38 protein-coding genes are annotated in these 23,279 nt (G+C 61.4%); 2 read left to right on the top strand and 36 right to left on the bottom strand.

The features are described from left to right. Positions 1-49: 49 nt before the first annotated feature. The 12 genes from K9B37_RS23640 to rpsM all read right to left on the bottom strand — a co-directional run bounded on the left by K9B37_RS23640 (position 50) and on the right by rpsM (position 9,873). Entirely contained in the window at positions 50-511 is a 462-nt protein-coding gene (locus K9B37_RS23640) for a hypothetical protein (protein WP_224316141.1), read from the bottom strand. Between the two features lie 123 nt (positions 512-634). Further along, positions 635-1,888 carry an RluA family pseudouridine synthase gene (locus tag K9B37_RS23635; RefSeq protein ID WP_224316139.1) on the bottom strand — a complete coding sequence of 418 codons (1,254 nt, stop codon included), beginning with the start codon at positions 1,886-1,888 and terminating at the stop codon, positions 635-637. 220 nt (positions 1,889-2,108) lie between these two features. Then, on the bottom strand, positions 2,109-2,624 hold the full coding sequence (locus K9B37_RS23630; RefSeq protein WP_224316137.1) for a hypothetical protein: 516 nt from the start codon (positions 2,622-2,624) through the stop codon (positions 2,109-2,111). Between the two features lie 173 nt (positions 2,625-2,797). Next, entirely contained in the window at positions 2,798-3,184 is a 387-nt protein-coding gene (gene crcB, locus K9B37_RS23625; protein WP_224316134.1) for a fluoride efflux transporter CrcB, read from the bottom strand. Between the two features lie 9 nt (positions 3,185-3,193). Further along, on the bottom strand, positions 3,194-3,790 hold the full coding sequence (locus K9B37_RS23620) for a tetratricopeptide repeat protein (protein WP_224316132.1): 597 nt from the start codon (positions 3,788-3,790) through the stop codon (positions 3,194-3,196). A gap of 150 nt (positions 3,791-3,940) precedes the next feature. Continuing rightward, a complete protein-coding gene (locus K9B37_RS23615; RefSeq protein WP_224316131.1) occupies positions 3,941-5,251 on the bottom strand; it encodes a replication-associated recombination protein A in 1,311 nt (436 codons plus the stop codon). Positions 5,252-5,257: 6 nt separating this feature from the next. Then, on the bottom strand, positions 5,258-5,704 hold the full coding sequence (locus K9B37_RS23610) for a GNAT family N-acetyltransferase (RefSeq protein ID WP_224316129.1): 447 nt from the start codon (positions 5,702-5,704) through the stop codon (positions 5,258-5,260). After that, positions 5,701-7,104, bottom strand: coding sequence for a Do family serine endopeptidase (locus K9B37_RS23605; RefSeq protein ID WP_439651786.1), 1,404 nt, complete (start codon positions 7,102-7,104; stop codon positions 5,701-5,703). The genes K9B37_RS23610 and K9B37_RS23605 overlap by 4 nt, the downstream gene beginning before the upstream one ends. 197 nt (positions 7,105-7,301) lie before the next feature. Further along, a complete protein-coding gene (gene rplQ, locus K9B37_RS23600) occupies positions 7,302-7,724 on the bottom strand; it encodes a 50S ribosomal protein L17 (RefSeq protein ID WP_224316126.1) in 423 nt (140 codons plus the stop codon). Positions 7,725-7,840: 116 nt separating this feature from the next. Then, the gene (locus tag K9B37_RS23595; RefSeq protein ID WP_224316124.1) at positions 7,841-8,863 is read right to left on the bottom strand and encodes a DNA-directed RNA polymerase subunit alpha; all 1,023 of its coding nucleotides are present in this window, start codon (positions 8,861-8,863) and stop codon (positions 7,841-7,843) included. A gap of 85 nt (positions 8,864-8,948) precedes the next feature. Further along, on the bottom strand, positions 8,949-9,338 hold the full coding sequence (gene rpsK / locus K9B37_RS23590; protein ID WP_047186967.1) for a 30S ribosomal protein S11: 390 nt from the start codon (positions 9,336-9,338) through the stop codon (positions 8,949-8,951). 166 nt (positions 9,339-9,504) lie between these two features. After that, positions 9,505-9,873, bottom strand: a complete 369-nt coding sequence (gene rpsM, locus K9B37_RS23585) for a 30S ribosomal protein S13 (protein WP_224316122.1) — start codon at positions 9,871-9,873, stop codon at positions 9,505-9,507. Between the two features lie 729 nt (positions 9,874-10,602). Here rpsM and K9B37_RS23580 point away from each other — a divergent pair. Next, on the top strand, positions 10,603-10,941 hold the full coding sequence (locus tag K9B37_RS23580; protein WP_224316120.1) for a DUF6968 family protein: 339 nt from the start codon (positions 10,603-10,605) through the stop codon (positions 10,939-10,941). Between the two features lie 100 nt (positions 10,942-11,041). After that, entirely contained in the window at positions 11,042-11,380 is a 339-nt protein-coding gene (locus tag K9B37_RS23575) for a DUF6968 family protein (RefSeq protein WP_224316118.1), read from the top strand. 26 nt (positions 11,381-11,406) lie between these two features. On the opposite strand, the gene K9B37_RS23570 is transcribed toward K9B37_RS23575, so the two are convergent. The 24 genes from K9B37_RS23570 to K9B37_RS23455 form a co-directional block, all read right to left on the bottom strand. Further along, on the bottom strand, positions 11,407-11,988 hold the full coding sequence (locus K9B37_RS23570) for an adenylate kinase (RefSeq protein ID WP_224316116.1): 582 nt from the start codon (positions 11,986-11,988) through the stop codon (positions 11,407-11,409). A gap of 54 nt (positions 11,989-12,042) precedes the next feature. Beyond that, entirely contained in the window at positions 12,043-13,380 is a 1,338-nt protein-coding gene (secY, locus tag K9B37_RS23565) for a preprotein translocase subunit SecY (protein WP_224316114.1), read from the bottom strand. A gap of 105 nt (positions 13,381-13,485) precedes the next feature. Beyond that, a complete protein-coding gene (gene rplO / locus K9B37_RS23560; protein ID WP_224316112.1) occupies positions 13,486-13,959 on the bottom strand; it encodes a 50S ribosomal protein L15 in 474 nt (157 codons plus the stop codon). A 10-nt stretch (positions 13,960-13,969) separates the two neighbouring features. Next, positions 13,970-14,179 carry a 50S ribosomal protein L30 gene (gene rpmD, locus K9B37_RS23555; protein ID WP_224316110.1) on the bottom strand — a complete coding sequence of 70 codons (210 nt, stop codon included), beginning with the start codon at positions 14,177-14,179 and terminating at the stop codon, positions 13,970-13,972. Between the two features lie 13 nt (positions 14,180-14,192). Beyond that, positions 14,193-14,759 (bottom strand): 30S ribosomal protein S5, encoded by a 567-nt coding sequence (gene rpsE, locus K9B37_RS23550; protein WP_109596533.1) that lies wholly within the window; start codon positions 14,757-14,759, stop codon positions 14,193-14,195. Between the two features lie 66 nt (positions 14,760-14,825). After that, a complete protein-coding gene (gene rplR, locus K9B37_RS23545) occupies positions 14,826-15,188 on the bottom strand; it encodes a 50S ribosomal protein L18 (RefSeq protein WP_224316108.1) in 363 nt (120 codons plus the stop codon). 12 nt (positions 15,189-15,200) lie between these two features. Continuing rightward, on the bottom strand, positions 15,201-15,734 hold the full coding sequence (gene rplF / locus K9B37_RS23540) for a 50S ribosomal protein L6 (RefSeq protein WP_224316100.1): 534 nt from the start codon (positions 15,732-15,734) through the stop codon (positions 15,201-15,203). A gap of 37 nt (positions 15,735-15,771) precedes the next feature. Beyond that, positions 15,772-16,167, bottom strand: coding sequence for a 30S ribosomal protein S8 (gene rpsH, locus K9B37_RS23535; protein ID WP_109596527.1), 396 nt, complete (start codon positions 16,165-16,167; stop codon positions 15,772-15,774). 13 nt (positions 16,168-16,180) lie between these two features. Continuing rightward, positions 16,181-16,486 (bottom strand): 30S ribosomal protein S14, encoded by a 306-nt coding sequence (gene rpsN / locus K9B37_RS23530; protein WP_224316099.1) that lies wholly within the window; start codon positions 16,484-16,486, stop codon positions 16,181-16,183. A 39-nt stretch (positions 16,487-16,525) separates the two neighbouring features. After that, the gene (gene rplE, locus K9B37_RS23525) at positions 16,526-17,092 is read right to left on the bottom strand and encodes a 50S ribosomal protein L5 (protein WP_224316097.1); all 567 of its coding nucleotides are present in this window, start codon (positions 17,090-17,092) and stop codon (positions 16,526-16,528) included. Beyond that, a complete protein-coding gene (gene rplX / locus K9B37_RS23520) occupies positions 17,085-17,402 on the bottom strand; it encodes a 50S ribosomal protein L24 (RefSeq protein WP_224316095.1) in 318 nt (105 codons plus the stop codon). Before rplX ends, rplE begins: the two co-directional genes overlap by 8 nt. Continuing rightward, a complete protein-coding gene (gene rplN, locus K9B37_RS23515) occupies positions 17,402-17,770 on the bottom strand; it encodes a 50S ribosomal protein L14 (protein WP_009764309.1) in 369 nt (122 codons plus the stop codon). Before rplN ends, rplX begins: the two co-directional genes overlap by 1 nt. A 160-nt stretch (positions 17,771-17,930) precedes the next feature. Then, on the bottom strand, positions 17,931-18,170 hold the full coding sequence (gene rpsQ, locus K9B37_RS23510) for a 30S ribosomal protein S17 (protein ID WP_224316093.1): 240 nt from the start codon (positions 18,168-18,170) through the stop codon (positions 17,931-17,933). Positions 18,171-18,181: 11 nt separating this feature from the next. Further along, a complete protein-coding gene (gene rpmC / locus K9B37_RS23505; protein ID WP_224316092.1) occupies positions 18,182-18,394 on the bottom strand; it encodes a 50S ribosomal protein L29 in 213 nt (70 codons plus the stop codon). A gap of 10 nt (positions 18,395-18,404) precedes the next feature. Further along, positions 18,405-18,818 (bottom strand): 50S ribosomal protein L16, encoded by a 414-nt coding sequence (rplP, locus tag K9B37_RS23500; protein WP_224316090.1) that lies wholly within the window; start codon positions 18,816-18,818, stop codon positions 18,405-18,407. Positions 18,819-18,842: 24 nt separating this feature from the next. Continuing rightward, positions 18,843-19,547 (bottom strand): 30S ribosomal protein S3, encoded by a 705-nt coding sequence (rpsC, locus tag K9B37_RS23495; RefSeq protein ID WP_224316088.1) that lies wholly within the window; start codon positions 19,545-19,547, stop codon positions 18,843-18,845. A gap of 11 nt (positions 19,548-19,558) precedes the next feature. Then, positions 19,559-19,939 (bottom strand): 50S ribosomal protein L22, encoded by a 381-nt coding sequence (gene rplV, locus K9B37_RS23490; protein ID WP_224316086.1) that lies wholly within the window; start codon positions 19,937-19,939, stop codon positions 19,559-19,561. A gap of 1 nt (position 19,940) precedes the next feature. Further along, positions 19,941-20,219 (bottom strand): 30S ribosomal protein S19, encoded by a 279-nt coding sequence (gene rpsS / locus K9B37_RS23485; RefSeq protein WP_152586457.1) that lies wholly within the window; start codon positions 20,217-20,219, stop codon positions 19,941-19,943. A 15-nt stretch (positions 20,220-20,234) separates the two neighbouring features. Beyond that, positions 20,235-21,071, bottom strand: coding sequence for a 50S ribosomal protein L2 (rplB, locus tag K9B37_RS23480; protein WP_224316084.1), 837 nt, complete (start codon positions 21,069-21,071; stop codon positions 20,235-20,237). A gap of 20 nt (positions 21,072-21,091) precedes the next feature. Then, entirely contained in the window at positions 21,092-21,388 is a 297-nt protein-coding gene (locus K9B37_RS23475) for a 50S ribosomal protein L23 (protein ID WP_224316082.1), read from the bottom strand. Then, positions 21,385-22,005: a 50S ribosomal protein L4 gene (gene rplD / locus K9B37_RS23470; protein ID WP_224316080.1), complete on the bottom strand. Its 621-nt coding sequence runs from the start codon at positions 22,003-22,005 to the stop codon at positions 21,385-21,387. The genes K9B37_RS23475 and rplD overlap by 4 nt, the downstream gene beginning before the upstream one ends. Further along, the gene (gene rplC / locus K9B37_RS23465) at positions 22,005-22,733 is read right to left on the bottom strand and encodes a 50S ribosomal protein L3 (protein ID WP_224316078.1); all 729 of its coding nucleotides are present in this window, start codon (positions 22,731-22,733) and stop codon (positions 22,005-22,007) included. The genes rplD and rplC overlap by 1 nt, the downstream gene beginning before the upstream one ends. A gap of 47 nt (positions 22,734-22,780) precedes the next feature. Continuing rightward, positions 22,781-23,089 (bottom strand): 30S ribosomal protein S10, encoded by a 309-nt coding sequence (rpsJ, locus tag K9B37_RS23460; RefSeq protein ID WP_009764298.1) that lies wholly within the window; start codon positions 23,087-23,089, stop codon positions 22,781-22,783. 63 nt (positions 23,090-23,152) lie between these two features. Next, a partial coding sequence (locus K9B37_RS23455) for an EF-Tu C-terminal domain-related protein (RefSeq protein WP_455030925.1) occupies positions 23,153-23,279 on the bottom strand: 127 nt, incomplete at its 5' end.

Raw genomic sequence — 23,279 nt, 5'->3', positions numbered from 1 at the left:
CGGTGGGGTCTCCTGATCACGAATTGTCGTCGGTCGACCCGCGTTCTCGTCAAGTGAACAGATAGACGAATCCCGGCAGGGTCATGGCCAGGCCCGCCAATGCCCACGCGCCGGCCACCGGGCGCCAGCCGGTCCCGTCCGTGGTGTTGCGGAGACGCTGAGCAAACGAGGCGGACTCCATCGTGCGTCCGCTCAGGCAAGAGCACAGAGCGTAGTGCGCTTGGCCATCGGAAAGCTCGAAGAAGTTCATGGCGTCGCCGAGCCGATCGCTTCCGAGTCCTTCAGCCCGAAGGACCGGATCCTCATAGGCCACTGAAAGCGGGGAATCGTCCACGCGGATCAATGCCCGTTCTGCTGGCGGCTTGTACTCGATTTCACCAAGAGAGTTCAGACGACGCGTCGGATTCCGCTCAAGAAGCTCGACCCAGCGCTGAAGGCGCTCCTGCCGAGTCATCGACCTCGGCTGAACATCGGCTACGCTACGGAGCTGATCAAGATGCTTATGTTCCATTGATCTTTCTCCTTGCAATGGCCCGGCTTGCCACAAGGACCCGCCGAGAACCCTTGATGCTGCGCGCAGGGCGCGGCAAAAGTGCGACTACGAGAAGAAAGATTTTCAGGAAATGTGACGCACCTAATCCTCAGGTGCGTCGACAATCGGATCGTAACGGCTGGTATCGAATCCGAGCAGGTTGAAGCTTTGCTGCATGTGCGGTGGCAAAGGAGCTGTCACATCGATGGGTTTGCCAGTTCTGGGATGCGCGATCACGATGCGTCGCGCCAGAAGGTGCAACTTGTTCTGGATGCCACCGGGAAGCTCCCAATTCTCGATGTCGAAATACTTCGGATCGCCGACGATCGGATGACCGATATGCGCCGCGTGAGCGCGCAGCTGATGGGTACGTCCGGTCACCGGCTTGAGGGACATCCAGGCGAGCTTCTGCGCAGCCGTCTCCACGACTGCATAATAGGTCAGCGCGTGGCTTGCTCCCTCGTCCCCATGCTTGGCGACCCGCATCCGCGCGTCACCCTCATCCCCCTCCTTGGCCAGATACGTCGAGACCCGGCCCTGGCGGACACGTGGGACGCCGGCCACAAGGGCCCAATAGATCTTCCGCGTCGTGCGTGACCGGAAGGACTTCGCCATCGTGGACGCCGCGAACCGGGTTTTCGCGATCACGAGGCAGCCCGCCGTATCCTTGTCGAGACGGTGCACGAGCCGGGGACGCTGCCCCTCGTCGTCTCGCATCGACTCGAGCAGCTGGTCCACATGACGGGTAGTGCCGGAACCGCCCTGCACGGCGAGTCCCATGGGCTTGTTGATGATCAGGACGTCCTTATCCTCGTAGAGCGTGATGGACTTCAAGAAATCTCGATCGCTCTGGTCCCTGACGGCACTACGCGCCACGAGCTTCGGCTGATCGAGCTTGAGCGGCGGAATCCGAACCTTCTGACCTGCCTCAAGACGATCGTTCGGCTGCGCCCGCTTGCCATCGACCCGAAGCTCACCCTTGCGAACGATCCGCTGGATATGTGTGAAGGCCAGTTGCGGAAACCGGGCCACCAGAAACCGGTCGACGCGCATGTCTGCCTCGTCGGGCTCCACCACAAGGGTTTGCACGCCGGTCGCCAGGGTTTCCTGCGCGGCCGCTTTGGCCGCAGCACGGGTCGGCCGGCGTGGCGCCTCCGCCGAAGGCCGGGCCGGTGCCTTGGCTATCGGCCTCTCACCGAGCGGGGCCTCGGAGCGCGTCTTGTCCGCCGTCTTCCCGCTGCGCGGCTTTGTCGGAGACGCCTTACGTGCGGGCTTATCATCGCGCGAGCGAAAGCCCTGCCGCGTTCCCGCTCGCCCGCCACGGGCCCCGTTCTGTCCTGAGCTGCCTTTTTTCATGGAATGTGGGTATCAGAGCGCCGCTCATGCGGCAATCAAGGGTTCGATACCAATCCGACCTGTCGGCGGAAAAATGGGCCGCTGGCACCCCTTTCCAGCATCGTGCGGGCCGATAGGAGCATATGATGAAGATCGCCCGGCCTCTGGGAGGAGTGCCGGACGATCACGCTCGACAGGTCGTGTGCCGCTCGTGCGTTGGATGCTTCCGGCCGTCGGCTTACTAGCTGCAGACCACAGCACGACGCAGGACAATGCGTCCCCAGGGATTGACCACCCGGCGATGAATGACAAAGCAATCTCCGCCATACGTCGCGCCGTAATAGGGATAGTCATAATAGGGATAATCATAGGCCAAGCCACCGAGGACCGTACCGCCGACCAGCCCGAAGGCGAGCGCATTGTCGTTGAACGGATGGTGATGGAAGAAGAACGGCCGGTTCACGAAGACCGCCCTGTTACCCATGAAAGGTCGGCCAGCGAAGCCCGGATGGAAGCCGGGACTGAAGCCGGAGTGGAAACCCTGGTGGATGAAGACCGGCGGGTGGAAGCCGCCAAATCCTCCCATACCGCCATGGAAACCACCCATTCCCATACCACCGTGGAAACCACCCATTCCCATGCCGCCCATGCCCCCGCGCGCCATTGTCGGCGCAGCAAGGGCGACGACACCGACACCGAGCGTGATAGCGGCAAGCAGGGCTCTGAAACCGGTCCCGGGTTGAGACGCGAAGATCATGACAATGTCCTCCAATCAGGACGTCTACATGCCTTCAAGAACACTTCTGGCGGCGCATTATTCGAAAAAGATATGGTGGTCGCCACGACAGCATCAGGGCTTGCACAAGACCTGGGCAACCCACCCGGGAAGAAAAGAGAGCGAGGTCAGCCCGTCGCTACTGTCGTACGGATTTAGGCCGCCATCGCGCGCACCAGCGCCAACCCGGACACAAGCCCAGCAAGGGAAAACAGAACCGAAGCAGCAATATAGCCGATGGCGATGCCTGCGTCGCCGCGCTCCCAGATCAGCACCGTATCCAGGGAGAAGGCCGAGAAGGTGGTGAATCCCCCGAGAATTCCGGTGGTCAGGAAAAGGCGCAAGTGTTGGGTCCACCCCTCGCCTGCTTTGAACGCCAGCCATCCGACAATGGCACCCATGATGAAGGAGCCGAGCACGTTGACCGTCAACGTTCCCCACGGAAATGCCACTCCGCAATAGCGGGCACAGCCGAGGTTGACCGCATGCCGGAGCGCACCGCCGATCCCGGCACCGATGAAGACGATGAAATATGAGATCATGGGGCCAAGCTAGCAGCCCGCCTTCTGTGCAAACAAGACCAGATCTGACTGCACAACATCCAGGTCCTGTCCATGAACCTCAGACTTGAGGCGACAGGCTTCATCGCGCAGTCCGGCCAGCAGCGTGGCCCATGCAAGATTCATGCGGGGTATCGCCCACTCAGGAGAGTTCGCGACAGCCTGCTGCAGGACCGCCTTCGCAGATTGCGGGCGACCGGCCATGAGCAACATTCGTCCATGATCGGCCTGCAGCGATGGAGCAGGAGATTTCATGCGTGCAGCGAGGTCGAACAATTCGTTGGAATAGTCGTAATCCTTGAACCGGCCAGCGACGATCATCGCGAAGCGATGATAAATCCCGCTCAGTTCCGGATCCAGGAGATAGGCTTGGTTGAACAGCTTTGCTGCGGTCGAGAGATCTCGCTGCTCTAGAAAGGCGCGGCCGCCAGCCGCAATCGCAGCGCTTGCAGCCTTAGATCGATCCAGAGAAGTTTTGAGAACGTCCGCGACCAGCTTTTCATCCGCCGCCCGCTGCGCAGGATTTTTCTCGGCGAAATTGAAGAACGGTGCCTCATTTGCCGGAACGTCATACGTTCTTACGCTCACGACAATCCCTGGCGCGACCGTCGCCTTCCGAGGCTCTGCGGCTGCAGGAGAAATTAGGCTTTCTAAAACCAACGAAAGCACGACGGATCGCAGCATCGCTTGTCCCTCCACGGCCGGAGCTTAGCCGAAGGAATAGTATACGCAATAACATTAGTATTTCTGCCGTTCTTTCCGCAGCTTCTCCCACCAATCGAGCCGTTTGCGCACCTCGCGCTCAAAGCCGCGGTCTACAGGCTCGTAGAAGTGCTGCCGACCAAGTTTCTCCGGCCAGTAGTTCTGACCAGAGAAAGCGTCCGGCTGGTCATGGTCATAGCGGTAATTCTCGCCGTAGCCGATGTTCTTCATGAGCTTCGTCGGTGCGTTGAGAATTGTCTTCGGCGGCATCAGAGAGCCGTTCTCCTTCGCAACACGCGTCGCGGCCTTATAGGCGGTGTAGACTGCATTCGATTTCGGTGCGGTGGCCAGGTAGACCGCCACCTGCGCCAAAGCGAGTTCACCCTCGGGCGAACCGAGAAAATCGAAGGCATCCTTGGCCGCGTTGGCAATCACGAGGGCCTGCGGGTCAGCAAGACCAATATCTTCCACCGCCATGCGCACCAGCCGGCGAGCGATGAAGAGCCGATCCTCGCCGGCATCGAGCATGCGGGCGAGATAGTAGAGGGCCGCATCGGGATCCGAGCCGCGGATCGTCTTATGGAGGGCGGAGATCAGATTGTAGTGCCCCTCCTGTCCCTTGTCGTAGATCGGCGCGCGGCGCTGGATGATCTCTTGCAGCTGTTCCGCATCGAAGATCTCTTCCGGCTTCGCGGAACGCCAGACTTCTTCCGCAAGGGTCAGGACCGCCCGGCCGTCGCCGTCCGCCATGCGCACGAGAGAGGCTCTGGCTTCATCGTCCAGCGGCAAGGACTTTCCGGAAACCTCCTCGGCCCGCAGCAGGATCTTCTCGATCGCCTCTTCATCGAGCGATTTGAAGACAAGGACCCGGGCCCGCGACAGCAGTGCGGCATTCAGCTCGAAGGATGGGTTCTCGGTCGTCGCTCCCACGAGCGTGATGGTGCCATCTTCCATGACGGGCAGGAAGGCGTCGAGCTGAGCGCGGTTGAACCGATGAATCTCGTCGACGAAGAGCAATGTGCCCTTGCCCATGGAGCGTCGGCCGCGGGCCGCCTCGAAGACTTTCTTGAGGTCCGCGACGCCGGAAAAAATCGCCGAGATCTGCTCGAAATGGAGATCCGTCTCATGAGCGAGAAGGCGCGCCACCGTGGTCTTTCCGGTGCCGGGCGGGCCCCAAAAGATGAGCGAGCCGAGCGACCCCGACGCGATGAGACGGGACAGGATCCCGTCAGGTCCGACCAGATGATCCTGGCCCACCACCTCCGCCAGCGTGGTCGGTCGCATGCGATCTGCCAGAGGTCGCGGCGCGTTCCGGTCGAGGCCAGCGGAGGAAAAGAGATCGCTCATGTTCGATTACGAAGCTTGCGCGTTCAGGCGCGCATAAAGATCAGGATCGACCCGGACCATCATCCGCTCCGGATTGGCCGGCGGTCCGAAGCCGAAGGGGGCATAAAGCCCGTGAGCGTCGCGGGTCATGAGCAGCCAACGCCGGAGGTTCTGCAATTCAGGATGCTCCAGAATGGCCTCAATCATCGCCTTGCCGCCACCCTGGCCTCGAACAGACGGACACACGAAAACGTCCCCGAGATAGGCGAAGGTCGCCTTGTCGGTGATCACGCGCGCAAAGCCGCGGATCTCGCCCTCCCCGTCCCTCAGCGCAAAGCAGAGGGAGTTTGCCAGGGAGCGGTCGAAGATCGAGCGCGGCAGGCCTTTCGCCCAATAGCTTTCGGAGCCGATCCATCGGAAGACGATATCTGCCTCCTCCGTCGACAGCTCATTGAAGACGGACCAGCCTTTCATCGTCCGAGAACCGTCGTGAAGACCCGCCCGCCGCGATTGATCGTCATTTCCCAATAGCCGCCTCCGCGCCGCGTCAGCCGGTCCACATCCTTGGTCGACGTCAGCCGCTCACCATTGATGGCGACGATCTGATCGCCCTTCTGGAAACCGACGCTGGCGGCGATCCCGTTCTCGTCCAAATCTGCCACGACCACGCCGTCGTCGGAAATATCGATCTGCAGTTCCTCGGCAACGGCGGGCGACATATTCACAAGCGTCGCGCCCGAAAGCGGCGAGCGGCTCGTCACCTTGACCGGGCTGCGCGACGGGTTTTCCGGCGGCGGCAGCAGCCTGACGCTGATGTTTATCTGCTTGCCGTCCCGCAGGATCGTCAGCGGCGTCTGCCCTTGTATCCCCTTGAGGGTGAATCGGTAGCCGAACCCGTCCGGATTATCGACCGACTGGCCATCGACCGCCAGGATCGCATCCCCACGTTTCAGGCCGGCATCCGCAGCAGGTCCCTTGTCATAGACGGAGGTGACGAGGACACCTGTGGGACGCGGCAAGCCAATGCTCGAGGCGATCTCACCATCCACCGATTGCAACCGGGCTCCCAGCCACGGCCGCACCACGTTACGCGCTCCATTGCGTGCGGAATTGAGCACGACCCGGACCATGCTGGACGGAATGGCGAACCCGATGCCAATATTGCCGCCGGACCGGGAGAAGATCGCCGTGTTGATCCCAACAAGCCGGCCGTTCATGTCGATCAGCGCGCCGCCCGAATTGCCCGGATTGATGGCCGCGTCGGTCTGAATGAAGAACTGATAATCGGAGATGCCGACCTGCGTTCTGGCGAGGGCCGAGACGATGCCCTGCGTCACGGTCTGTCCAACGCCGAAGGGGTTTCCGACCGCCAGGACCAGGTCGCCAACCTGAAGGGCCTCCGAGTCGCCCAGCTCGATCACTTGGAGATCCGCAGGATTCTTGAGCTTAAGCACGGCGAGGTCGCTACGGGGATCCCGCAGGACGATCTCAGCCTCGAACTCGCGGCGATCCGCCAGCGCGACCTTCACGTCGCTCATGTTCTCGATGACATGGTTGTTGGTGATCACGAGGCCCGCAGGGTCGACGATGACGCCGGAACCCAGGGAGCTCTGCGACCGGCCCGGTGGCACGCTGGGGCCACCCTCACCGAAGAAGCGACGGAAGAACTCTTCCATGCCGGCGTTCTGTCGGCGCTCGGAGCGTGTCGCATAGACATTGACGACTGCGCCACTGGTCTCGCGAACGATGGGTGCAAAGGAAAGCTGGACCTGCGCCCTGTTGGCCGGAACGGCCCGATCTTGTGCTTCCGCGCCCGGCGACCCGAACGCGAAGAGAGCCACGACAACAAACATAAAACAGGAAACAATGCGCATGAGGCGAATCCGTTGGAACAAGCACGAACGTGGATAAGACGTGGTGTGGCAAATGCCAAATTCCAGCGGGTCCGACAGAAGCGACATGGCTCCAAGAGCACCATAAGACGATTAGGGCGAACCATCTCGCCGCACTGACGCCAAAAGAAAAGGGCGGCCCAAGGACCGCCCTTTCCTAAAACTCTCAGATCTGAAGCTTACTCTGCGGCTTCGACGATCTCTTCCTTCTGGGTCGGGCCCGAATCCTGGCCGCGTGCATCGACATCGCGGTCGACGAACTCGATCACTGCCAGCGGAGCATTGTCGCCGAAGCGGAAGCCGGCCTTCAGGACGCGGGTGTAGCCACCCTGGCGGTCCTTGTAACGCGGGCCGAGAGCCGCGAAGAGCTTCTTCACCATATCCTCGTCGCGCAGCTGCGCCATGGCCTGACGGCGGGCATGCAGGTCGCCGCGCTTGCCGAGGGTGATGAGCTTCTCGACGACGGGACGCAGATCCTTCGCCTTGGGAAGGGTAGTAACGATCTGCTCGTGCTTGATCAGCGCAGCCGCCAGATTGGCGAACATGGCCTTACGATGTTCGGACGTGCGGTTGAACCGACGGCCGCGGAATCCGTGACGCATGGCTTTCTCCTTGATCTTCCGGCCGCCGTGCCAAGGGTCGACCGTCTCTCTTCTTCAATCCGCCGAAGCGGGGCAGGACAAAGGGCCCCCGCAAACGCGGCGGCCCCCTGAAAGGCTCAGTAATGTTCTTCGAAGCGCTTGGCGAGATCTTCGATGTTCTCCGGCGGCCAGCCCGGCACATCCATGCCGAGATGGAGGCCCATGGAAGCCAGGACTTCCTTGATCTCGTTGAGCGACTTGCGGCCGAAGTTCGGAGTGCGGAGCATTTCCGCTTCGGACTTCTGGATGAGGTCGCCGATATAGACGATGTTGTCGTTCTTCAGGCAGTTCGCCGAACGGACCGACAGCTCGAGCTCGTCCACCTTCTTGAGCAGTGCAGGGTTGAACGGCAGCTGCGGCGCGGCAGCGGCGGTCTCTTCCTTGCGGGGCTCTTCGAAGTTCACGAAGACCTGGAGCTGGTCCTGGAGAATGCGGGCCGCATAGGCCACGGCATCCTCGGGGGACACGGCGCCGTTGGTCTCGACCGTCATGATCAGCTTGTCGTAGTCGAGGATCTGACCCTCACGGGTGTTCTCGATACGATAGGAGACCTTCTTCACCGGGCTATAGAGCGAATCGACCGGAATGAGGCCGATCGGAGCGTCCTCGGCACGGTTGCGCTCGGCAGGAACATAGCCCTTGCCGGTATCGACGGTGAACTCCATGCGGATCTCGGCGCCCTCGTCGAGAGTGCAAAGCACCAGCTCGGGGTTCAGGATCTGCACATCACCAACGGTGTTGATGTCGCCGGCCGTGACCAGGCCTGGGCCGGTCTTACGCAGCGTCATACGCTTCGGACCCTCGCCCTGCATCTTGATGGCGATGGTCTTCACGTTCAGGACGATATCCGTCACGTCCTCGCGGACGCCCGGAATGGAGGAGAACTCGTGCAGCACGCCGTCGATGTGGATCGATGTCACCGCCGCGCCCTGGAGGGACGACAGCAGCACGCGGCGCAGGGAGTTGCCGAGCGTCGTACCGAAGCCGCGCTCGAGCGGCTCAGCCACGACCGTCGCAATACGCTTCGGATCGTCGCCCGGAGCGACTTCGAGCTTGTTGGGCTTAATCAGCTCTTGCCAGTTCTTTTGGATCACAACCACACCTCTTCAAGGTACGGCTTAAAGGGCGGGACGAACCCACCCTTGAAACCGAAACGCGCGCGGGAAACCCGCGCGCCGGATGATCTTAGACGCGACGACGCTTGCGCGGGCGGCAGCCGTTGTGCGGGATCGGGGTCACGTCACGGATCGAGGTGACGGTGAAACCGGCCGACTGGAGCGCACGGAGAGCCGATTCACGGCCGGAACCGGGGCCGGACACCTCGACCTCGAGGGTGCGCATGCCGTGCTCGGAGGCCTTACGGGCGGCGTCCTCGGCCGCAACCTGGGCCGCGTAGGGGGTCGACTTCCGCGAGCCCTTGAAACCCATCGCGCCAGCGGACGACCAGGAGATCGTGTTGCCCTGAGCGTCGGTGATGGTGATCATCGTGTTGTTGAACGAGGCGTTCACGTGAGCAACGCCGGACACGATGTTCTTGCGTTCGCGACGGCGGACGCGGGTAGCTTCTTTAGCCATACTTCAAGTCCTTCAAACGCGCCCGTGATGCCAGGCGCTCGGGAGTTTCTTTTGTCGTCATGGCCAGGCTTATCCCGGCCATCGCATTCAGTTTCTAGCGCCTCGATCGGCACAGGATTCCCGGGTCAAGCCCGGGAATGATCTTGGGCGAAGAATCTCCCTACGATCACTTCTTCTTGCCGGCGATCGGCTTCGACTTACCCTTACGGGTGCGAGCATTGGTATGCGTGCGCTGGCCGCGAACAGGGAGCGAACGGCGGTGACGAAGACCGCGATAGGCGCCAAGGTCCATCAGGCGCTTGATGTTCATCGAGACATCGCGACGCAGATCGCCTTCCACGACGTAGTCGCGGTCGATGGTCTCGCGGATCTGGAGCACTTCGGCGTCGGTGAGCTGGTTCACGCGGCGCTCGGCCGGGATGTTCACCTTCTCGACGATTTCCTGGGCCTTCTTGGGCCCGATGCCGTGAATGTACTGAAGCGCGATCACGACGCGCTTGTTGGTCGGAATGTTGACGCCTGCTATACGGGCCATCGTCCATCTCCATGTGGCGAAGCGTTAAGCTTCGGTGGCGTTGTCGCGCGTCCGGTGGAGGCCGGCCCTTGCGCGGGATATAAGAACACAACAATACGGAGCGGCCTCAAGTGAAGCCCTCCGTATCGCGTCTTCTTTTGCGAGAACCGGTTGCCTAGCGCATTGGGGAAGGTACGTCAAGTGCCTTAGGGCGGGTCATTTCTGTTCCATGACAGGCACGTAATGATTTTGTTCTTATTTTGTTCTTGACAACAAAATGACATGTTGCAACATTATGTTCACATTTATTACGCAGGCCCGTTATGCCTCAAGACAATCTATTTTGAGCGAGACTTCTCAGACTTCAGATCGAGCTCACAACCCTCCGGCAACAAGTCAGAGATATTCGCTCCCGTCGCGCTCTTGAGCGACGATACGATCCCAAGCAACCCCGCGTCCCAGCCGGATCTGCAGGGGGAGGTCGATGGACCTCGGAGGGCACTGCAGATGCAGGAGATAGCGACGATCCGGAGATCTTGCCAAGTGATGAACGCACGAGGATACGCAGTCGCGCGGGCCGGACAACGTTGGCCGGTTTACGATCGCTCGCAGAACGTGAAGAACAATACGAGCGCGACAGTTTTCAGTGCAGACTTCTGAAAAGCAAGCCTTGCTGGGCGCAAGCTTTTGTCCGGAAGATTGCCTGTGAAAAAGGGCACCCTATCCCGCCGTTGAATTACTGAGTTCGCCATGATGATTGCTCAACGAAACCTCGAATACGTAGCGGAGAACGGAACCGCCATTTCGGTCCCAATTCAACTCTTCTCCCCGGAGGAGGACGATCGATGCTGGGCATGCCGCTATACGATCGGCTGGCCCAACGGCGTGAAATCCGGGGTCGCCTACGGGTTCGACTCGGTTCAAGCGCTTATCCTGGCGATCAACAGTATCGGAAACGATCTCTATTTCAGCGACTACCACAAGACGAGCCGGCTCACGTGGGGAGAGATCAATGGCGGCTATGGCTTCCCCGTGACCAAGAATGCGCGCGATCTGCTTGTCGGCTACGACAAGGAATTTGATGACTAACGAAGCGGATGGGCGGACCGAAAAATCGATCTCTCAACGGCAACGATCCTTCTGGATCATACAAGAGAAGCTTCCCTCCCCTCAATGACCAAGGCTCGACATGCTCATTGCCAAGCGCGATCTCCAGTACACGCCCGCCGCTGGAACCCTGACGAACGTTCCCATATCCCTGTTCGCTCCAGAACATACGGGCCAGGATTGGCGCTGCCGCTACACGATCGGCTGGCCGGATGAGCCGCAAGAAGGAGCCGGCTACGGCGTCGATGCGATGCAGGCTCTGATCCTGACCCTGCAGATGATCGGCGCTCGCATCTACTGCAGCGATTACCATGAGACCGGAAAGCTGTACTTCGAAACGCCCGGGAGCGGATATGGCTTCCCTGTCCCGAAAAACATTCGAGACATACTGATCGGCGATGATGCGCGTTTCGAGGGCTGATTGCAGGGGCTCGAAGGCCCCTGCCCTCACCGGCCGAGGATGCCCTTGACCGCCTCGGTGACCTCGTCGATGGGCCGCATGCCGTCGACGGTCTTCAGCTGGCCCTTCGTCCCATAATAGGCGGAAAGCGGCGCCGTCTGGTTGCGGTAGGCTTCGAGGCGTGTCCTGAAGACATCCGGGTTGTCGTCGCGGCGAACCGGTTCACCGCGCGCCTCGGTCTCCTTGGCGCGCTTGATGATCCGCTCCACGAGCTCGCCTTCGTTGACCTTGAACTCGAGGACGGCATCGAGCTTCAGGCCCTTCTTCGCCAACATGGCCTCGAAGGCCTCAGCCTGGGCGACTGTGCGCGGAAAGCCATCGAGAATGAAGCCGCTCTTGGCATCCGGCTCTTCGATGCGCTCGGCAATGATGCCCACGACCACGTCGTCGGAGACCAGATCGCCTCGATCCATGATCTCCTTGGCCTTCAGGCCGACCGGGGTTCCAGCGGCAACGGCCGCGCGGAGCATGTCGCCGGTGGACAGCTGGGGAATTCCCAAACGCTCCACCATGCGCACGGCCTGGGTGCCCTTCCCGGCTCCCGGCGGCCCCAGCAGAATAATCCTCATCGACGCGCCCCCCTAACTTCGTCGACAATCCCGCCTAGCGACGGGACGCTTTCCTTAGCGCCGTCTGGCACCCTTGAGCTTTGCCTTCTTCACGAGCCCCTCATACTGGTGGGCGAGAAGATGACCATGAACCTGTGCCACCGTATCCATCGTGACAGAGACCACGATCAGGAGTGAAGTGCCGCCGAAATAGAACGGCAGTGCCGCATAGGAGACCAGAAGCTCGGGAATCAGACAGATGATGACCAGATAAGCTGCACCGAGAACGGTGATGCGTGTCAACACCTGATCGATGTATTCGGCGGTACGCTCGCCCGGACGGATACCGGGAATGAAGCCTCCGTGCTTCTTCAGATTGTCGGCCGTCTCCTGCGGATTGAACACGATGGCCGTGTAGAAGAAGGCGAAGAACACGATCAGCGCCGCATAGAGGAACATGTAGGCTGGCCGCCCATGGCCCAGATAAGCCGTGAGCGTGGCGACGAAGCCGGTACCGCCCGCGCTGGACTGGAAGCTGGCGATGGTCGCCGGCAGCAGCAGCAGCGAGGAGGCGAAGATCGGCGGAATCACACCCGAGGTATTGAGCTTGAGCGGCAGGAACGAGGTCTGCCCCTCATACATCCGATTGCCGACCTGGCGTTTCGGATAGTTGATCAGGAGCCGGCGCTGCGCACGCTCCATGAACACCACGAAGTAGATGATCAGCACGGCCATGACGACGACGCCGAGAATGATTGGTGTCGAGATGGCGCCCTGACGGCCGAGCTCGAGGGTTCCGGCGATCGCCCGCGGCAGGTTGGCCACGATGCCCGCGAAGATGATCAGCGACGTGCCGTTGCCGATGCCGCGCGAGGTAATCTGCTCGCCGAGCCACATCAGGAACATGGTGCCGCCCGTTAGGGTAATCACCGTGGAAATGAGGAAGAACGGACCCGGCGCGCTCACGATGCTGCCCGAGCTCTGCAGGCCGACCGCGATCCCCCACGACTGGAACAGGGCAAGCACCACCGTCAAATAACGGGTGTATTGATTGAGGATCTTACGACCCGCCTCACCTTCCTTCTTCAACGCCTCGAGAGACGGAAGAACCGAGGTGAGCAGCTGAACGATAATCGAAGCCGAGATATACGGCATGATGTTCAAGGCGAAGATCGCCATGCGCTCCACGGCGCCGCCCGAGAACATGTTGAAGAGGCCGAGAACGCCGCCGCTGGCGCTCTGGAAGCTCTGCCGCAAGGCTTCCGGATTGATGCCCGGCAGAGGAATGTAGGTTCCGAGCCGATAGATCAGCAGCGCACCAAGAGTGAACCAAATGCGCTTCTTCAATTCCTCGGCTTTGGCGATCGCGCCGAAATTGATGTTCGCGGCAAGTTGCTCGGCTGCTGAGGCCATGGGTCTCGTCCTTGATAACTGGATACGTGATCGTCATCACGCAAACGGCGGCCTCACGATCAGACGCGGGCCGCCGCTTGGATCTTTATCGATGTAAGCCTTGGCTTACGCCTGTGCAACGGCACCCACGAGGGTCACCGAGCCGCCGGCCTTCTCGATCGCCGCGACGGCCGACTTGGACGCGCCGTTCACCTGGAACGACAGCTTGGCCTTGAGTTCGCCGACACCGAGGATCTTCACGCCGTCCCGCGGCTTGGAGACCACACCGGCAGCGAGCAGAGCCTCGAGAGTGATCGGCGCGCTCTTATCGAGCTTGCCGGCCTCGACAGCCTGCTGAATCCGGCCGAGATTGACCTCGTTCAGCTCGATCGCATTAGGCTTGTTGAAGCCGCGCTTCGGCAGGCGACGATGCAGAGGCATCTGTCCGCCTTCGAAGCCCTTGATGGCCACGCCCGTACGGGACGTCTGACCCTTTACGCCACGTCCGCCGGTCTTGCCTTTGCCGGAGCCGATGCCACGGCCGACGCGCATGCGGTTCTTCGTAGCGCCTTCGTTGTCACGAATTTCGTTGAGTTTCATGACGCTCTCCTCACTGCCCGTCGACAACGCGCACGAGGTGCTTGACCTTCTCGATCATGCCGCGCACCGCGGGGGTGTCGACAAGCGTCGAGGTCCGATGAAGCTTGTTGAGCCGCAGGCCGATCAGCGTCTGACGCTGCTTGGCCTCGCGACGGATCGGGGATCCGATCTGCTCAACGGTGATGGTTTTCGCCGTCTCGGCGGAAGGCTTCTTCGCCATGGATCAGCCTCCCTTACGCTTCGGCGCCGACGTCGGCGTCGGAGGTATCGCGGCGGCGAGCCTGCAGCGTCGAGACCTTCAGGCCCCGGCGAGCGGCGACCGAACGCGGGCTGTCCTCGTTCTTCAGCGCATCGAACGTCGCACGGACGAGGTTGTACGGGTTCGAGGAGCCGAGGGACTTCGCGACGACGTCCTGCATGCCGACCGTCTCGAAGACAGCGCGCATCGGACCACCGGCGATGATGCCGGTACCCTGCGGAGCTGCACGAAGCACGACCTTGCCGGCGCCGTGGCGGCCCTTCACGTCGTGATGCAGCGTGCGCCCTTCGCGGAGCGCAACGCGGATCATCGAACGCTTGGCGGCATCTGTCGCCTTGCGGATCGCTTCCGGCACTTCGCGGGCCTTGCCGTGGCCGAAGCCGACGCGGCCCTTCTGGTCGCCGACGACCACCAGGGCAGCGAAGCCGAAGCGACGGCCGCCCTTCACAACCTTCGCGACGCGGTTGATGTGTACCAACCGATCGACGAATTCGCTGTCGCGCTCTTCGCGATCAGCACGTTCTCTGGGTTCTCTTGCCATGAGACCTCTCACTTGCGCGGGCGGCGGGCCCGCTCGCTAAGGGTGTTTCGACTTAACCCGCCGTTTTTAGAAATCGAGACCACCTTCACGGGCAGCGTCGGCGAGAGCCTTAACGCGGCCGTGATAGAGGTAGCTGCCACGATCGAAGATCACGTTCTTCACGCCGGCTTTTGCCGCGCGCTCAGCCAAGAGCTTGCCGACTTCCTTCGCTGCCTCGACGGTAGCACCGGTCTTCAGCTTGCCTCGCATGTCCTTCTCAAGGGTCGAGGCGGCCGCAACAGTCACGCCACGCTCATCATCGATGACCTGGGCATAGATCTGCTTCGACGAACGGAACACCGACAAACGCGGGCGACCATTCGCTGCCTTACGGATCGCACGGCGTACCCGAGCCTTGCGGCGATCTTCAGCGCCTTTCTTCTCAGCCATGATACGTCGTCCTTACTTCTTCTTGCCTTCCTTGCGGAAGATGAATTCGTCGGAATACTTGACACCCTTGCCCTTGTAGGGCTCCGGACCACGATACTCGCGGATCTCGGCGGCTGTCTGGCCGACCTTCTGCTTGTCGATGCCGGCGACGACCACTTCGGTCGGCTTCGGAGTCGTGATCGTGACGCCTGCCGGAATCTCATAGTCGACGTCATGGCTGTAGCCGAGCGACAGCTTCAGCACCTTGCCTGCAACAGCAGCACGGTAACCGACGCCGTTGATTTCGAGGCGCTTCTCGAAACCCTTGGACACGCCCTCGACCAGGTTCGCCACCTGGGCGCGAGACATGCCCCACTTCGCACGGGCCGTCTTGGACTCGTCGCGCGGATTCACCGACACGGCGCCGTTCTCAAGAACTACCGACACTTCCTCAGGAACCAGGAACGACAGCTCGCCCTTGGAACCCTTCATCTTCACCAACTGACCGTCGACGGTCGCCGTCACACCGGACGGAACCTGGACGGGCTTCTTGCCTACTCGAGACATGTTCGTAATCTCCGTGGTTCTGTGCGTCCGCTAAGTCTTAGAAGACCTTGCAGAGCACTTCGCCGCCCACGTTCTTCTCCCTGGCCTCGTGATCGGCCATAACGCCCTGCGGCGTCGAGAGAATGGTGATGCCGAGGCCGTCAGCCACGCGAGGCATGGTATCGACGGAAGCATACACGCGGCGGCCCGGCTTGGAGACGCGCTCGATCGAGCGGATCACCGGCTGGCCATCGTAGTACTTCAGCTCGATCGAAAACTCCGTCCGGCCGTTGCCGAACTCGGTCTGCGAGTAATCGCGGATGTAGCCTTCGCTCTTGAGCACGTCGAGAACGCGGGCGCGAAGCTTCGAGCCAGGGGTGGAAACGTTACCGCGACGACGCATCTGCGCGTTACGGATACGGGTGAGCATATCGCCCAACGGATCGTTGATCATATGATGCCCTCCCTTACCAGCTGGACTTCACGAGGCCCGGAATGAGGCCGTTGGAGCCGAGCTCGCGCAGAGCGATACGCGACATGCCGAGCTTGCGATAATACGCCCGCGGACGGCCCGTGACTTCGCACCGGTTACGAATGCGAGTCGGGCTCGCATTGCGAGGGATCTCGGCGAGCTTGAGGCGCGCTTCGAAACGCTCCTCCATGGACTTCGACTCGTCGTTGGCGACCGCCAGAAGGCGAGCGCGCTTGCTGGCGAACTTCTTCACCAGCTTGCGACGGAGCTTGTTCTTCTCAATAGCGCTTTTCTTAGCCATTCGATTTTCTCCAGTGTCCGCGTTTGAGGACGTCTGTCCTCACTGCCGGAACGGGAAGTTGAAGTGACGCAGCAGGGCGCGGGCTTCGTCATCGGTCTTCGCCGTCGTGGCGATGATGATGTCCATACCCCAAACCTGCTCGACCTTGTCGTAGTTGATTTCAGGGAACACCAGGTGCTCCTTGATCCCAAGAGCGTAGTTACCACGGCCGTCAAACGACCGCGCGTTGAGACCGCGGAAGTCACGAACGCGGGGAAGAGCCACGGTCACGAGACGGTCCATGAACTCGTACATACGAGCCTTGCGGAGCGTCACCTTGGCACCGATCGGCATACCTTCGCGGACCTTGAACTGCGAGATCGCCTTGCGGGCCTTCGTGATCACGGGCTTCTGGCCGGCGATGAGCGCCAGGTCCGCAGCCGCGACGGAGGCCTTCTTGGAATCGGCCGTCGACTCGCCGACACCCATGTTCAGAACGATCTTATCGATCTTCGGAACTTCCATGGGATTCTTGTAGCCGAACTCTTCAATAAGCTTCGGACGCACCACTTCCTCGTAGTGCTTCCGCAGACGCGGCGTATAGCCGTCCACCTGAGCCTTAGCCATCGATCAGGTCTCCCGAACGCTTGGCGAAACGAACCTTGCGGCCGTCTTCGAGAACTTTGAAACCAACCCGGGTCGGCTTGCCGTCCTTCGGGTCCGCATTGGCCAGGTTCGACAGATGGATCGGCGCCTCTTTCGAGATGATGCCGGCTTCCTGAGCTGCCGTCTGACGTTGATGGCGCTTCACCAGATTCACGCCACGGACGACCGCGCGCTCTTCCTTCGGCAGCACCTGTACGACTTCACCGGTCTTGCCCTTGTCGCGACCGGTCAGGACGACGACCTTATCGCCCTTCTTGATCTTCGCGGCCATTAGAGCACCTCCGGTGCCAGCGAGATAATCTTCATGTGATTCTTGGCACGCAGTTCGCGCGGAACGGGGCCGAAGATACGGGTGCCGACGGGCTCTTTCTGATTGTTGATCAGAACCGCGGCGTTCCGGTCGAACCGGATCACGGATCCGTCCGCACGACGGATATCCTTGGCCGTGCGAACGACGACCGCCTTCATGACGTCGCCCTTCTTCACGCGGCCGCGCGGAATAGCCTCTTTGACCGATACGACGATGATATCGCCGACGGAAGCGTACTTACGCTTCGAACCACCGAGAACCTTGATGCACATCACGCGACGGGCGCCGGAATTGTCGGCGACGTCAAGATTCGTCTGCATCTGGATCATGGCTTTGATCCTTTCCTTTGTTTCAGACAGGTTTCCGGGCCAAGGCACGATTGCCTTCCCGGACTACGCCTGATGGGGATCTGACGTCCCCTGCCCTCATGTCGAGAAAGGCGGCCGTATATACGAGCCGCCCTCGTTAGACAAGTCCCAATCGAAAGCTTTATGCCTTCGGCTGGTCCACGAGCACCCAGGTCTTGAGTTTGGACAGCGGCTTGGACTCCTCGATGAAGACCATGTCGCCAACCTTGGCTTGATTGTTCTCGTCGTGAGCGTGGTAGTTCTTCGTCTTACGCACGGTCTTCTTCATGACCGGGTGCGTGAAACGGCGTTCCACCTTCACAACGACCGTCTTGTCCTGCTTATCGCTGACAACGACGCCCTGCAAAACGCGCTTCGGCATCCTGATTCCCCTTAAGCCTTCGCCGGCGCCGACTTCTGGCGCTGCAGCGTCTTGACGCGGGCGATGTCCTTACGGACTTCGCGGACGCGTCCGGTGTTCTCGAGCTGCCCCGTGGCACGCTGGAACCGGAGGTTGAACTGCTCCTTCTTCAAGTTCAGGAGCTCGTCCGACAGCTGGTCCGTCGACATCGCCTTGATATCAGAGGTTCTCTGTTTCGACTTCATGATCCCCTCCTTACTCGGCGATGCGCTGAATGAAGCGCGTCTTGATCGGGAGCTTGGCGGCGCCGAGACGCAGCGCCTCGCGGGCGGTCTCCTCGTTCACGCCATCGATCTCGAACATGATACGGCCAGGCTTCACACGGGCAGCCCAATACTCGGGCGCGCCCTTACCCTTACCCATACGCACTTCGGTCGGCTTGGTCGAGACCGGCACGTCAGGGAAGACGCGGATCCACACACGGCCCACACGCTTCATGGCGCGGGTGATCGCGCGGCGGGCCGCCTCGATCTGCCGGGCGTTCACACGCTCCGGCTCCATCGCCTTCAAGCCGAACTGGCCGAAATTCAGATCCGTGCCGCCCTTCGCAGTGCCGGAAATGCGGCCCTTGAACTGCTTACGGAATTTCGTCTTCTTCGGTTGCAACATGGCAAACCTCTCCTGACCCCTCGGTTACGCCGCCTGCTCGCGGCGACCGCCCGAGCGGCCCCCTTCGTCGTTCATGCGCTTGTCCTGCGCCATCGGGTCGTGCTCAAGGATCTCGCCCTTGAAAATCCAGACCTTGATGCCGCACGTGCCGTAGGTCGTGAAGGCAGTCGACGTCCCGTAATCCACATCCGCACGAAGCGTATGAAGCGGAACGCGGCCCTCGCGATACCATTCGAGGCGGGCGATTTCAGCTCCGCCGAGACGGCCCGAGCAGTTGATGCGGATGCCCTCGGCGCCGAGACGCATCGCCGACTGAACGGCGCGCTTCATGGCGCGGCGGAATGCGACGCGACGCTCGAGCTGCTGAGCGATCGAGTCGGCAACCAGGGTTGCATCGACTTCCGGCTTGCGAACTTCGACAATGTTGATCGCCACGTCCGCGTCCGTCATCTTGGACACGAGCTTGCGCAATTTCTCGATGTCGGCGCCCTTCTTGCCGATCACAACACCGGGACGACCCGAGTGAATGGTGACGCGGCACTTCTTGTGCGGGCGCTCGATCACGATCTTCGAAACGGCGGCCTGTTTGAGCTGCTTCATGAGCGCATCGCGGATCGCGATGTCCTCATGCATCAGCTTGGAGTACTCGCCCTTGCCGGCGAACCAGCGCGAGTCCCAGGTCCGGTTGATGCCGAGCCGAAGACCGATCGGGTTAACTTTCTGACCCATCTGGTTCTCCTTTACGCCTGTTCGGCGACTTCCCGAACCACGATCGTGAGGTTCGAGAACGGCTTCATGATACGGGCGCCCCGGCCGCGGGCCCGAGCGTGGAAGCGCTTCATGACGAGCGCCTTGCCCACGAAAGCCTGGCTGACGACGAGATCGTCCACATCGAGGTTGTGGTTGTTCTCGGCGTTGGCGATGGCGCTTTCAAGGCACTTCTTGACGTCCCGAGCGATCCGCTTGCGCGAGAACTCGAGATCGGCGAGAGCGGTCGAAACCTTCTTGCCACGGATAAGGCCCGCAACAAGATTAAGCTTCTGGGGGCTGACGCGCAGCATGCGAGCGATGGCTTTCGCCTCGTTGTCGCTCAGCGCGCGAGGTGTCGCGGCCTTACCCATCTTACTTCCTCTTCGCCTTCTTGTCCGCCGCGTGACCGTGGAAGGTGCGAGTCGGCGAGAACTCGCCGAACTTGTGACCCACCATTTCCTCGCTCACGTAGACGGGAATGTGCTTCTGACCGTTGTAGACCCCGAAAGTGAGGCCCACAAACTGCGGGAGGATCGTGGAGCGGCGGCTCCAGATCTTGATGACCTCGTTGCGGCCCGACCCACGGGCAGCCTCGGCCTTCTTGAGGAGGTAGCCGTCGACGAACGGACCCTTCCAAAGCGAACGTGCCATGACGTGCCTCTGTCCTTACTTCTTCCGTGCGTGGCGGCTCGACACGATGAACTTGTCGGTCCGCTTGTTCGAACGGGTTTTCTTGCCCTTGGTCGGAACGCCCCACGGCGTCACCGGATGACGGCCACCGGAGGTGCGACCCTCACCACCACCATGCGGGTGGTCGATCGGGTTCATCGCAACACCGCGGTTGTGCGGACGCTTGCCCAGCCAGCGATTGCGGCCGGCCTTACCGATCGACGTATTCATGTGATCGGGGTTGGACACGGCGCCGACGCTGGCGAAGCACAGGCCGTGAACCAGCCGCTGCTCGCCCGAGTTGAGACGGACGGTCACATAGCCCTGGTCGCGACCCACGATCTGAGCGTAGGCACCGGCGGAGCGGGCGATAGCGCCGCCACGGCCAATCTTCAGCTCGATGTTGTGGATGATCGTCCCCACCGGCATGTTGCCGATCGGCATCGCGTTGCCCGGCTTAATGTCGACCTGATCGCCAGCCTGCACCTGATCGCCGACAGCGAGACGCTGCGGAGCCAGGATGTAGGACAACTCGCCGTCGGCGTAGCGGATCAGGGCGATGAAGGCGGTGCGGTTCGGATCGTACTCGATCCGCTCCACGGTCGCCACGTCACCCATGCGCCCGCGGCGCTTGAAGTCGACATTGCGCAGGGTGCGCTTATGGCCACCGCCGCGGAAGCGGACGGTCACGCGACCCAGATTGTTGCGGCCGCCGGAGGACGACTTGCCCTCCGTCAGCGTCTTGACCGGCTTGCCCTTGTAGAGCTCGCTACGGTCGACGATCACCAGCTGGCGCAGGCCGGGGGTGATTGGTTTGAAAGTCTTCAAAGCCATCGGATCACTCTCTCAACCGATCAGAGGCCCGTCGTGACGTCGATGGTCTGGCCCTCTTCGAGGGTTACGACCGCCTTCTTCACGTCCGACCGCTGGCCGCGGGTGCCGCGGAACATCTTCACTTTGCCTTTGGTGACGAGCGTGTTGACGCTCTTCACCTTGACATCGAACAACTTCTCAACCGCCTCTTTGATCTGCGGCTTCGTCGCATCCGTCCTCACCTTGAAGACGACCTTGTTCTGATCGGACAGGGCCGTAGCCTTCTCGGTGATGACCGGGCTTACGATCACATCGTAATGGCGCGGATCCAGGCTCATTTGAAGCGCGCCTCCAGCGCATCGACAGCCGCCTTCGTGAGAACGAGCTTCTCGCGACGGAGAATGTCATAGACGTTGATGCCCTGCACCGGCAGGACGTCGATGTTCGGGATATTGCGCGCAGCCCGCTGGAAGTTCGCCTCGATCTCGGCGCCGCCGATGATCAGAGCATTAGCGAGTCCGAGCTTCCCGAAGCGCTCAACGAGGGCCCTCGTCTTCGGCTCGGCGAGAGTCACCTCGTCGACGACGATGAGCGACGCATCCTTGGCCTTGGACGACAGCGCGTGCTTCAGAGCAAGAGCGCGAACCTTCTTGGGCAGGTCGTGCGCATGGCTGCGGACCTGCGGGCCGAAGGCGCGACCGCCGCCCCGGAACTGGGGAGCGCTCGCGGCACCGTGACGGGCGTTACCCGTGCCCTTCTGCTTGTAGACCTTCTTCGTGGTCCGGTCGATATCCGAACGGTTCTTCACCGCATGCGTGCCGGCCTGGCGCTTCGCGAGCTGCCAGCGGACGCATCGGGCGAGAAGATCGGCGCGCGGATCGAGACCGAAGATGGCCTCGTCCAGATCGACCGAACCGGACTTCTTACCCTCAAGCGTGGTGACGTCGAGTTTCATCACGCATTCTCCTCTTGGGCCTGATCAGCCTGAGCGGCCGGCGCAGCGTCGTTCGCCGCACGGAACTTGCCGGGCATCGGCACGTCCGTCGGCAGCTTCCGCTTCACCGCGTCGCGGACGAAGATCCAACCGCCGGCAACGCCGGGAACGGCGCCCTCGACAAGGATCAAACCGCGCTCAGGATCGGTCGACACGACGCGCAGGTTCTGCGTCGTCACGCGCTCGACACCGAGGTGACCGGGCATCTTCTTGTTCTTGAACGTACGGCCTGGATCCTGACGCCCACCGGTCGAACCGATGGAGCGGTGGGAGATCGACACGCCGTGCGTGGCGCGCAGACCGCCGAAGTTCCAGCGCTTCATGCCGCCGGCAAAGCCCTTACCTGTCGTCGTGCCCGTGACATCCACGAACTGACCGGCGACGAAGTGATCGGCGGTGATCTCGGCGCCAACCGGGATGATAGCATCCTCGGAGACGCGGAACTCCGCGAGCTTGCGCTTCGGCTCGACCTTGGCGACGGCGAACCGCCCGCGCTCGGCCTTCGAAACGTTCTTCACCTTGGCCTTGCCGACGCCGACCTGCAGCGCGGTGTAGCCGTTCTTGTCCTTGGTCCGATGGGCGACCACTTGGCACTGATCGACCTTCAAAACCGTCACCGGGACGTGTTCACCCGCATCCGTAAAGACGCGTGTCATCCCGACCTTTTGTGCAATGACGCCTGAGCGCATCTGCGTATCCTCTCGGCGTGTCCAACCGAAGCTCCAAGCCCAAAGGCTTAGAGCTTAATCTCCACATCCACGCCCGCGGCGAGGTCGAGCTTCATCAGCGCGTCCACCGTCTGGGGAGTGGGGTCCACGATATCGAGAACACGCTTGTGAGTGCGCATCTCGAACTGCTCGCGCGACTTCTTGTCGATGTGCGGCGAGCGAAGCACCGTAAAGCGCTCAATGCGCGTCGGCAGCGGGATGGGCCCGCGCACCTGAGCGCCGGTCCGCTTCGCGGTCGACACGATTTCCCGTGTCGAAGCGTCGAGGATCCGATGGTCGAACGCCTTAAGGCGAATGCGAATATTCTGACCGTTCATGGGTTGACCTCAACAAGGGAGAAGACCGGCCGAAACCGGCCCACTCCTTTGATCCTCTTCGAATTAATCCATGACCTGAGCGACGACGCCTGCACCGACGGTGCGGCCGCCTTCGCGGATGGCAAAGCGCAGCTTCTCTTCCATGGCGATCGGCGCAATCAGCGTCACTTCCATGGCGATGTTGTCGCCA

The sequence above is a fragment of the Microvirga puerhi genome (assembly GCF_020089865.1).
GTDB lineage: Bacteria > Pseudomonadota > Alphaproteobacteria > Rhizobiales > Beijerinckiaceae > Microvirga > Microvirga puerhi.
The sequence above is the reverse complement of the archived record's forward strand: the minus strand, read 5'-3'. Positions and strand labels throughout refer to the sequence as shown.